8 protein-coding genes are annotated in these 11,037 nt (G+C 55.2%); 4 read left to right on the top strand and 4 right to left on the bottom strand.

What is annotated here, in order from left to right:
• Positions 1-509: 509 nt before the first annotated feature.
• From FRD01_RS09300 to FRD01_RS09310, 3 genes are read right to left on the bottom strand one after another with little or no spacing between them, the layout of a single operon-like run.
• Positions 510-1,079 carry an Imm43 family immunity protein gene (locus FRD01_RS09300; RefSeq protein ID WP_146959116.1) on the bottom strand — a complete coding sequence of 190 codons (570 nt, stop codon included), beginning with the start codon at positions 1,077-1,079 and terminating at the stop codon, positions 510-512.
• Positions 1,072-2,406: a sigma-54-dependent transcriptional regulator gene (locus tag FRD01_RS09305; protein ID WP_146959117.1), complete on the bottom strand. Its 1,335-nt coding sequence runs from the start codon at positions 2,404-2,406 to the stop codon at positions 1,072-1,074. The genes FRD01_RS09300 and FRD01_RS09305 overlap by 8 nt, the downstream gene beginning before the upstream one ends.
• Positions 2,403-3,470: a sensor histidine kinase gene (locus FRD01_RS09310; RefSeq protein ID WP_146959118.1), complete on the bottom strand. Its 1,068-nt coding sequence runs from the start codon at positions 3,468-3,470 to the stop codon at positions 2,403-2,405. Before FRD01_RS09310 ends, FRD01_RS09305 begins: the two co-directional genes overlap by 4 nt.
• 228 nt (positions 3,471-3,698) lie before the next feature.
• Here FRD01_RS09310 and FRD01_RS09315 point away from each other — a divergent pair, with 228 nt between their 5' ends.
• Positions 3,699-4,310, top strand: a complete 612-nt coding sequence (locus tag FRD01_RS09315; RefSeq protein WP_146959119.1) for a hypothetical protein — start codon at positions 3,699-3,701, stop codon at positions 4,308-4,310.
• A complete protein-coding gene (locus FRD01_RS09320) occupies positions 4,307-5,707 on the top strand; it encodes a golvesin C-terminal-like domain-containing protein (RefSeq protein ID WP_146959120.1) in 1,401 nt (466 codons plus the stop codon). Before FRD01_RS09315 ends, FRD01_RS09320 begins: the two co-directional genes overlap by 4 nt.
• Here FRD01_RS09320 and FRD01_RS09325 read toward each other — a convergent pair.
• Positions 5,685-6,779 carry a DegT/DnrJ/EryC1/StrS family aminotransferase gene (locus FRD01_RS09325; RefSeq protein ID WP_249756140.1) on the bottom strand — a complete coding sequence of 365 codons (1,095 nt, stop codon included), beginning with the start codon at positions 6,777-6,779 and terminating at the stop codon, positions 5,685-5,687. The genes FRD01_RS09320 and FRD01_RS09325 overlap by 23 nt on opposite strands.
• Before the next feature lie 78 nt (positions 6,780-6,857).
• Here FRD01_RS09325 and FRD01_RS09330 point away from each other — a divergent pair, with 78 nt between their 5' ends.
• Both FRD01_RS09330 and FRD01_RS09335 read left to right on the top strand, forming a co-directional pair.
• A complete protein-coding gene (locus FRD01_RS09330; protein WP_249756141.1) occupies positions 6,858-9,404 on the top strand; it encodes a DEAD/DEAH box helicase in 2,547 nt (848 codons plus the stop codon).
• Between the two features lie 56 nt (positions 9,405-9,460).
• Positions 9,461-10,891, top strand: coding sequence for a hypothetical protein (locus FRD01_RS09335; RefSeq protein WP_146959123.1), 1,431 nt, complete (start codon positions 9,461-9,463; stop codon positions 10,889-10,891).
• The last annotated feature ends 146 nt before the right edge of the window (positions 10,892-11,037 follow it).

Below are 11,037 nucleotides of genomic sequence, written 5' to 3' on the forward strand. Positions count from 1 at the left end.
AATTTGTCGACTTGCTGAATATCCTCAGCTTAATTGGGGCGCCTCCCATTGTCGCATCAGAGTAAGCCACCAACGCTCTAGTCCCGCTGACCGACAAACAGTGAATCCTCGGCGGAACCCCGAATGAAGCGGGGGGTATAGAGCTGTCAAAACTGAATACACCCGCATCATTCTTGTAGAAATCAACAGCTTGAGTGCTCCCAGAAGTTCTTACCAATACGATGTCCCCGTCATCATCATTGTCAAAGTCGCCCACTTCGAAAAAATGAACGTTGCTTAAAAACAATCCTGGAACCGGGCTGACCGCATTGAAATCCAACTCGTTGCGCGCTTCGAGGTTTTGACTTGTTGAAAAGACAAGAAACAATAGCGATGCGCAGAGAATGCGCCTTATCCAATATAAATTCATGGGCAGTGTCCCCTTTCGACCTGCGGTTCAAACAAAATTGTACAGTATTCCTTAAATTGGAGGGTACCAAATTCCCCGCAAAAGTGAAAACGTTTTCGTCTTAATTGACTTCGGAGAGGTCATGTAGCGCGAACCCTGAAAATGATTGGGCTTCAAGCGCTTGCGAAAATTCTTCGCTCACAAAAATATGTTGTGGAAGTCCCCTAACCTTAAAAATCTTGGCTCCCTGAAGCTTCTTTTGTTTGAAGGTTAGGTTATCGACCTGCCACACAAATGAGGGGTCCATCTCATGGTAGACAAGCGTAGACTCTTCTTCGTCGATCCCAGAGATATGTTTTGTGAAATGCACGAGCTTGTAGCCGTCCACGGGCGTGCGACCTTGCCAAATTCTGACATCCAAAACCTGCAAATCAGGCACCTGATTTTCCTCCAAAAACTTCGCGAATCGCTCGCTGACGACCAGGGCGTTTTCGTGGTTCGGAAGCACATCTCCCATCACTTCTTTGACGCGGTGCCTTCGGTTCACGGCTCCATCGAGCTCAAAGCATCCCTCCCCCAGACTCAAGACGGGCTCGGTCGTCTCCAAAAACTCAGCGTCGCATTCCAAGAGCTCGCCGAGCGCAGAAACCTCGGGCCCAGCTGTGGGCAAAAACCAAAAAAACTTACTCATGTTCACCTTCCATTTTCTCAAGTCTGTAGAGGAGCACGTGCCTCGGAATGTTCAAGTATCGCGCGGTTGCCGACTGATTTCCTTGATGCATATCGAGCGCAGCCCTGATGATATCATTTTCCAATTTTTTCAAGTCGAGTTGACCTGGTGGCAGCATAAAAGGAAGCCCCGACACGTGTGAGGCCTTTGCGCTGAGTTCCCCCGGCAGGTCACTGAGCTCCAGGGTGTCCGTGCGCCGGAGCACTAACATGCGTTTCGCCACGTTCTCGAGTTCGCGCACGTTTCCTGGCCAATGGTATTGAATGAGCGCGGCATCAAGTGCTTTTGAGACTTGCACATCCTTGTCTTGCGCGTGTTTACGCAGGAAGAACCGCAAAAGTACGGGGATGTCTTCGGGGCGATGCCTGAGCGGCGGGATAAAGAGCGGCACCACATTGATTCGGTAGAAGAGATCTTCGCGAAAATGGCCTTCTCGCATCAAGGCCTCGAGGTCCTGATTAGTGGCGGCGATCACCCGGATATTCACAGGTTTTGGCGCGCCACCACCTACCACCTCGAGCTCCGATTCCTGCAAAATCCTCAGGAGTTTCGCCTGCAAACGAAGCGACATCTCTGCGATTTCATCGAGGAAGATGGTTCCCCCGTCGGCGAGCAGAAACTTGCCTTCGTGACGAGCTGTGGCGCCGGTGAACGCGCCTTTTTCGTGGCCGAAGAGCGTACTTTCCAAGAGCTCGTCTGGAATCGCCGCACAATTGACCGCAACAAAAGCTGCCTTGGCGCGGCTAGACCCGTTGTGCAGGGCTCTAGCGACCAACTCCTTTCCAGTTCCCGACTCACCGCGAATCAAAATGGTGTGGTCCGTGTCTGCCACACGATCCACCACCTCGAGTAGATGGCTCATGCTCGGGCTTGCGGAGATGATCTCGTGTTTTCGGCTGCGCAGAGTCTGGTTTTCAGCCCGAACTCTCGAAAACTCCAGCGCCCGCTCCACGATGGCAAGAAGTGCCTTCGCGTGGACGGGCTTCTCCACGTAATGAAAGGCCCCCGCTTGCATGGCGGCTACCGCACGGTCAGTCGAGCCATACGCCGTCAGAACTACTGCCGCAGCGGAGACGTTGAGGGCTTTGAGCTTCGCTAGGAACTCGAGGCCGTCTGTCCCCGGCATATTCAGGTCGGTCAAAATGAGTTCGAAGCTCTTCAAGTCGAGGCTCAAGGCCTCGTCGGCGCTCGGAGAGTAGGTCACATGATGACCGGCTTCTTCGAGGTGGAATTGCAAGACTTTTGCTAGGTTTTTGTCGTCTTCGACGAGCAGAATTTGGCCACTCATGGCTCCTCCGGAAAACACGCCCAAAACACCGTATGATCGCCCTGTTCCAAGTCCAAGATCCCGCCGTGTTTCTCCATGATCGTATTGGAGATGCTTAGCCCTAGCCCGCTTCCATCAGATCGCGTTGTAAAATACGGCTCAAAAATCGTCTCCGCCAGCGAATCTGGAACGCCCTCGCCGTTATCCTTCACTCCGAAACACGCGTAAGGCTTTCCGGCGATTTTCCTGCGCTCAAAAACGATCACAACCGTGGGATTTTCTGCGCTTTGGGCGGCATCGGCGCCGTTCAAAACCAAATTCAAGAGCACTTGGCCGGCCTGGTCTGAGTCGAGTTCAACCATCTCGTCGGGCACCTGAGTTTCGAGTCGAATCTTTCGGCCTTCTAGCGTGGTCCGCAAGAGCCCTTCGAGCCTTAGAACCAGTTCACGCGCAGAGATCTTTCGCTTTTCGGGTGGTGCGGGACCCGCGAACTTCAAGAACCCGCTGACCACCTGATCGAGCCGCGAAATCTCATCGAGGAGTACCCGAGTCAACGGATACTTCCGATGCTCTTCCTCAAACTCACTCGTGATGGCCTCAGCGCTCCCAAGAATTGACGCCAACGGGTTGCGGATTTCGTGCGCGAGACCGGATGTGAGTTGGCCGAGCGCGCTCAACTTGCCGGCCCTAACTAGCTGTTTTTCAAGCACCTCTTTCTCGTTGAGCGCCACCGAAAGCCGAGCGTGCGCGCGCCTTTGGAGCTCCACAAGCCACCCGGTCAAGAGACCGATCACGAGATAAAGAACAATTTCCAGAAGCTTATCGACCGTGGGTGCGGGGTCTCGATGATGCGAGAAAAACGCATGGGGAATGTAGGCTGCGCTGACGACAAGCGCCATAACTCCGCCTCCTTTGAGGCCGTGGGCGAAAGCGGCGAGCACGATTGGGAGATAGTAGAGTCGTCGGTAGACGTTGTGGAAGGCCACGTGGTGCATGTCGGTGACGTAATGCCCCGCTGTGATGCCGAGCACGATGACCACGGCGGCAATGAGTAGATTTCTTCTCGTTTTTTGCGATTGAAACATAGTCTGGGATCGCCGGGTTCTCTGTGCTCTCGATCGTGACAGCCTGTCACATTTAGCCCTTTTGCACCAAAACAGCCAACGCCATTCAATTTACACATCTTGCGCACATTATCCTACATCACACTACACCCGGCCCCAGATTTGCAACAATAGCGGAATTGAGTAGTGGAAAACACGAATTGGAAAGTGCTAATAGGTTTGTTGACCAAAAAAGCTGGAGTCATAGGCATGAAGAGAATGTTGTGGGTCGCGTTGTTTGCGATCGGTTGTCACGAGACGGTCTCATCCCCGGTTGAGACTCAAGAAAGTACGCTGGAGGCTGAAAGCCCGAGTGTCGTAGATTCGCTGGATGTGGAACGGACTGAAAAGCTCAAATGGTCTGAACCTCATCAAATCGCCCAGATCGATTGGACGGAAGTCAATAAACATCAATCCGCCAGCCCTGGCCTCTTGCCAGCAGCTCAGTCTGCGAAAATCGCCGGCCTGGGCGTGCCGGTCCTGCTTCCTTCAAATCCTGAACTTATCTCGCGCGCTGAGATCGTCACGGGCGCAACGTGGTACGCCGCTTCGATGAATCACGACGGCATCAATGTGGTCATTCACGGTTCCAAGCAGTCCGAGAATCTGGAATTGAATGTAACCGACGAGGCCCGTGAGTTGATGCGCAACTTCACAGTCTATCGCACGCACGAAATCGTCACGCTAACCTTCAATATGTACGGCGTCGCGTATTCGTTGGACATCGAGTGCGCCGCTCCCACCACCGACGATCGTTGCAACAAAGACGAGACCGTCATGACCATGGCTGAAAACCTCGTGCTCGCAGGAGGTCAGCCATGAAAAACCTTGCCTTTTTGATACTCTTGACCATGCCCGGCCTCGTATTTGCCAACGACTTTGCATATCAGCCGCCTGGCCAACTTGTTTCGGGAAGTGGCACCGGCCGCTCGGACAATACGGTTTACGTAGAGAATATGCGCTATCCCATCGAGAACGCGCCTTCGTACCCGAACTCTCAGGTGTGGGGTGTTGGCGGCTCGCAGGGTCCTGCCGGCGGTCAATGCGATTCACGCAATTACTCTTATCCATGGTGGGATAATTTCTGTGAGTCTCGAAGCTGGGATATGCCACTTTGCCCAAGCGGAAGAGGCCACCAGGGCCAAGATATTCGCCCGGCCACGTGCGAAAATAAGGTCCACGGGACCGTTGCGGCCGAAGCCGGAACGATTACCAGTATCGGAACATACAGCGTTTACCTCACAACGGCCTCCGGCACGCTCCATCGCTACCTTCACATGGACCCGGGAACTTTGGCCGTAAGCCGAGGTCAGACCGTGACCAAAGGCCAACGACTCGGTCTGGTCTCGAATGCCTTTGGCGGAACCCCCACCACGATTCATCTCCACTACGATATCATGAAGAACGTGAGTGGCTTCGGTCAGGTCTATGTGCCGCCCTATATGAGCCTTGTTCGCTCGTACGAAACACTCATCGGCCAACCTGCCGTGCCATGCGCCATCCTCCCTGCGGATGGTGGTGTTTTGGACAACCAGGGACCTTGCTTCACGCAGTACGGGCCATCGCAATATTGGCGAGTGGTGGATGGTCAGGGCGAAGGCGGTAGCTTCCAGTGGACGAACGCATTTGATGGCGCAAACCCAAGCAATTGGGCGTCATGGAGAATCCACGTGGAGCAAGACGGTGAGTACACCGTAGAGTTCAACGTGGTACCCGGATTCAACAAGTCCAAGCAAGTGCCCTATCTCGTCAAACACGACGGCGGCGAGGACCGCAAAGTCGTTGACCAGAGTACCGTACCGACCTGGCATATGCTTGGAACCTACACGTTCAAGGCCGGCGGAGACAATCTCGTCGCCGTCTATGATAATACCGGCGAGTCCGCGAGTGATATGCATATCACGGCGGATGCGATTCGCGTTCGTCCAGTATCCGCGGGACCAGACCCAGAGCCGATGCCGGACCCAGATCCAGATCCAACTCCAGATCCCACACCTGACCCGACTCCGAACCCTACGCCGGACCCTGACTATCCAGACGATCCAAAGGTGGATCCAACGATTCCCGGTGGCGAGCTTCCCGAGGGTAGGAATCAGGTTTCGACGAGCAATGGTTGCTCAGCTGCGCACGGGTCGCCGGGATGGTTGTTGCTCTTGCTTGGGTTTGGATTTGCGCGGCGTAACTTGTCAGCAGAATCTAGAAAACATCGGCCATTTTGAGCTCCTCCATTGTTCTTCCAACGAGGACAGAGCCCTCGTTGACAAGTGGCAATGACAAAACCTCGCGATGAAGCCTCGACGACACCCCTAAATCTCCGGTGCGCGAGCCCTTCAGAAGCGGTTGCTCACTCGATTGCAGGGGATAATACACTTGAGTCTCGATACCTCGCTGACTCAGTGCTGCCCGCACTTCATCCCGCTTTGCGAGGGTAATCGTGTACTGATGCCAGTTCGACTCCGCCTTGGGTTTGGGAAGCCCGATTCCAAGCCCATCCAGGCACTCATCGTAAAACTCGGCCACCTCACGACGCCGCGCGTTCCACCCGTCCAAATGGGGCAGTTTTGCGCGCAAAATGGCGGCCTGAAGGGCGTCCAGTCTAAAGTTGCCCCCCACCCTGACGTGCTCGTACTTATGCGTTCCGGTACCATGCGAGCGCATGGACCGGATCTCGCGAGCGACTTCGGTCCCACACACAATTGCGCCACCATCGCCAGCCGCCCCCAAGTTCTTGGTCGGAAAGAAACTAAAGGTCGCCATATCACCGAACCCACCAGCCATGCGCCCCTCGAGCGAGGAACCGATGGCCTGGGCGGCATCCTCCACAAGCAAGAGCCCGTGTCGCTCAGCCAGGGCTCGAAGCCCCTTCCAATCCGGCAGGTCGCCAAAGAGGTCAATCGCCACCACCATTCGAGTCGCAGGTGAAATCAACCTCGCTACAGACTGCACGGAGATCTGGAAGTCGGGCCCGACATCCGCAAAAACACAGGTCGCACCAAGACGAACAACGCATTCAGCAGCTGCGAAATAGCCAAAATCTGGAAGGATGACCTCGTCTCCGGGGCCGATTCCCGCGTGCATCATGCACATCAAGAGCGCGTCGGTCCCGCTTGAGACCCCTACAACTTCGCGGTCCTGGCCCAAGCCCAGATAGGCGGCCAGCTCAGACTCAAAAGCGCTAACCTCGGGCCCGAGAATATACTGACCGCTCTTCAGAACTCGGCGCAGTGCTTCTTCGATTTCCTCTGAAACTTCATGCGTTTGAGCAGCTATATCGACGAATGGGACCTTCATCCTGACCTTCCGAAACATGGTTCGAGCTAGCGATCTCAAGACTATATCTGTTAAGGCTAGCCTCACCAAGGAGCGATGATGAGTACCACAGTCACAACGTTAGCCGAGAGGTTCGACGCCCTAGAATCACGCGATAACGACACTCTATTTGACGTTTTTGTGGAGTGGGCCATCGACCGTGGACTTGAGCTCTATCCCGCTCAGGAAGAGGCCATCCTCGAGATTTTCGACGGCAATCACGTCGTTCTCAACACGCCTACGGGGTCCGGAAAGTCGCTCGTCGCACTCGCCATGCACTTCTACTCGTTCGCGCACGGAAAACGCTCGTACTACACCTCGCCGGTCAAGGCCCTAGTGAGCGAGAAGTTCTTCGACCTATGCCAGCATTTTGGCGCGGAGAACGTTGGCATGATGACCGGAGACGCGTCCATCAATGCAGGTGCTCCGATCATTTGCTGCACCGCAGAGATCCTAGCTTCCGCGGCTCTCTCGGACGGCGCGCTCGCTCTCATTCATCACGCCGTTTTGGACGAGTTTCACTACTATGGGGACCGAGAGCGCGGCATGGCCTGGCAGCTTCCGCTCTTGTTGATGCCTCAGACCACGTTTTTGCTGATGTCCGCGACGCTCGGCGACACGCGCGATATTATTCGCCAGCTCGAGGACCGAAGTGGGCGGCCGGTGGCTCATGTGAAGTCCAACCAGCGTCCGGTGCCGCTTGAGTTCAAATACTCTGAGACGCCACTCTTAGATACCATTGAGGAGGTCACGCGAAAGGGCCTGACGCCACTCTATATCGTCAACTTTTCGCAGCGAGAATGCGCCGATCTGGCCCAGAGCCTGATGAGCATGAACTTCTGTTCGAAGGAAGAAAAGCAGGCGATTCAAGACGAGATGGACGGCGTAAAGTTCCCGACGCCGTACGGCAAAGTGATTCGGAAATTTCTCTCGCACGGAGTCGCGATCCATCACGGTGGACTTCTGCCGAGATACAGGCTGCTCGTGGAGAAGTTGAGCCAGATGGGGCTACTCAAGATCATTGCCGGCACGGACACGCTCGGCGTAGGCATCAACCTTCCCATCAGGACGGTGCTCTTCACCAAGCTTTGCAAGTACGACGGCCACAAGGTTCAGATCTTGAGCGTTCGCGATTTTAAACAGATTGCCGGCCGCGCGGGGCGAAAAGGCTACGATACCGAAGGTCTCGTCATCGCTCAGGCCCCGGAACACGTGATCGAGAATATCAAGATCAATCAGAAGATTTCCGAGGACCCGCGCAAGAAGAAGAAACTTCAGTTTAAGAAGCCACCCGAGCGCGGTTTTGTGCATTGGGACGAAGACACCTTCAACCGGCTCATCGAGAGCGATTCTGAGGCGCTGACATCGCGCTTTACGGTTACCCACGAGATGCTTCTCAATCTGCTCCAGCGCCCTGAAGAGAGCGAACAACCCATGGGATATCGTGCGCTTGGAGAGCTGATTGAGGCCAGTCACGAACCCATGGCTCGAAAGTCGCAACTTCGTCGAAAGGCGAAGATGATCTTCAAGTCGTTGCGGTCTGCGGGGATTCTTCAGGTCGTACCTCGGGAGGAGCGAAGGGGCTCCAAGGTTCAGCTCGCGCCGGATCTGCAGCACGATTTCTCGATTCACCACGCGCTCTCGCTCTTTTTGGTCTGGGCAGCCGAACAACTCAACCCGGAGGCGCCCGAGTTTCATCTCACCCTGCTCAGCTTTGTGGAGGCTATCCTCGAAGACCCGCACTCGGTCCTCAATCACCAGAAGGATAAGGTGATTCGGGAAGCGATTGCGCAGATGAAGGCCGAGGGGATCGAGTACGAAGAGCGAATGGAGAAGCTCGAGAAGATTACGTACCCGCAACCCGATGCGGATGCGATTGAGGCGGGCTATCGTGAGTTTGAGCGCCTTCACCCGTGGGTTTCAGGCTTTGAGCCGAGCCCCAAATCGGTGGCTCGAGATATGGTGGAGCACTACAGCTCCTTCAATGATTACGTGAATAAGTATGGGCTTGAGCGCTCCGAGGGCATCCTTCTTCGGCACCTCACCCAGACCTACAAAACGCTCAAACAAAACGTCCCTGATCAGTTCAAGACCGATGGTGTCTACGAAGTAACGGCCTACCTCAGGGACGTGATTGCACGCGCGGACAGCTCGCTCATTCAAGAGTGGGAAAGCATGCGCTACGCGACCGAAGAGGAGGAAGTCGAGACCGGCCCGCAGCCGCTCGACGCCGACACCAAAGCGTTCACGGCCAGGGTTCGGGCCGAGCTTCGCTCTCTGGTCCAAGAGATTGCGGCGGACAACTTGGAAGAGGCCGTCGGGCTCGTGCGAAACACGCCGGAGCACTTCTGGACTCCAATGAAGCTTGAGCGCGCTTTGGCCGGCTTCTTCGAAGAATATGACCATATCGTCTTCAACCACCGCGCGCGTGCCACGGATCTACTTACTTTGAGGCGAGTCGGCCCAGGCCAGTGGTCTGTGGTTCAGGTGCTAGTGGACCCAGAAGACCACAACGAGTGGTTCCTGCGCGGACATATCGACGTGCGCCCCGAGGTCTTTCCTGATCCGGAAGAACGACTCTTCGTCCTCGAGGAGATCGGGTCTTGAGATCGAGGGGATTTTGTATTTTGGAAAGCTGACCAAGATCCCCTATACTCGAGGGCATGAAGACGCTCGCCGTAGTTTGCATTTTCGGGGTGACAGCCACACTCACCGTGCTCGCCGTGGCGTTTACGCAATGGTGGCCACCGCTACAACCACTCTGGGTAGGCATTGGGGCTATCGCGCTTCCAATGCTTTTGGCGATGGCGTTTTTAGAGCCCGAATTCCGTCAATTCAATATCGTGACCATCGCACTGAGCCTCGCAGCCAGCATGATTTTGGGCGTGGCATTGCCGGGGCTCTGGGCCAAACCCGAGGTCCGAAGTGCCGTAGCGGCTCATACGACCACTCGAAACGTGGACCTCGCGCTCGGCGACGAAAACCCTTCAGTTCAAATGGTAGCCTGCCATCAAACCTTCGCTCTCAATCTGCCCGTCATCGATGTTTTGGGACTTCTAGAGCCGCATCCAACGATCGCGGTTGAATGTCTGGGAAGAGAAGACGCTGGAAATATCCCCGAACAAATGGTCGCTCGCTGGGGCTCAACGCTGAATTTCGGGGACTCATGTGAGCTCCTCGAGCCTATCATGAGTTTGGGCAATGTGGACCCCAAGGCCAAAGCGATCGAGGTCCTACAATGTGGCGTGACGGCGAAGTCTGATACCGTTCGCGCCTGCTGCCTTGATAGCTTGAGCAAACTTGGCAAGCCTGAAGATTACAAGGCCTGGATTTCTAGAATGAGCTTCGACGTGGACCAGCGCGGCTGGCTTGCGGACCTCGTCTTGGCGTCTCATCTGCAAGGCGACTCTGTCCCTAAGGCCCTTATGGCAAAGACGGCCTCATCGGGTTTGAGCTCCCCTGACGTCAAAGCAGGGATTCTCTTCGCGGGATGCGAGGCCTACCTGGGAACGGCGAAATCCGCAGGACTTGGCGGCGCTATGCGTTGGGCCATCGGGGAACACACATCGTGCATCTCCGAGCAGTCCACCCTTGAGGTGTCCCCTGCGGTTGATGAAGTTTGCAGGGAATACATCTCGAGTAAACCGTCATTGGAGGCGTTTTGCGCAGCCAATGAACAGGCGAGGTTGAGCCGAATCGCCGCGGATGAAGCGGTCGCGCAAACACAATCGTCGGAAGAACTCGGGGCCCTAGCAGGGGCAATAAACTCGGGATACAACCGCGAAGCTGCTGTGACTATCGACGACTACCTCCACGCCGCCGACCAAATCCAACGAGGTGAAAAGCCGCGCCATTTCACGGCAACCGAACGCGAAGCCTTGAGGCGAGATGTCGCAAGGACAAGGCCAAACGTTCGAGGCAAAGAGGATATCACCTCCATTGTCTCTCAAACTCAGAAGCGGATTGCTGAATTGGAGAAGAACCCGGACCTAAAGAAGCTCAAGGAGGCTAAGACCAAGAGCGAAGTCGATAAGATCCGTCAGGGATTTATCGAAAGAGAGAAGAACGCAGGTGGGGCACCTAAGTCCCAATAATGCGAGATCTGTGACACGAACGCACACCTAATCGCAAGAATCATCGCTAGATGATTGAATTCGAGTCACTTAATGAAAATGGATCGATTTTTGCTTGGTTATAAGACCAAGAAATTTGTTGTAAAACACATAGCCCGCTGAATGCG

This window comes from Microvenator marinus (assembly GCF_007993755.1).
Lineage (GTDB): Bacteria > Myxococcota_A > Bradymonadia > Bradymonadales > Bradymonadaceae > Allomicrovenator > Allomicrovenator marinus.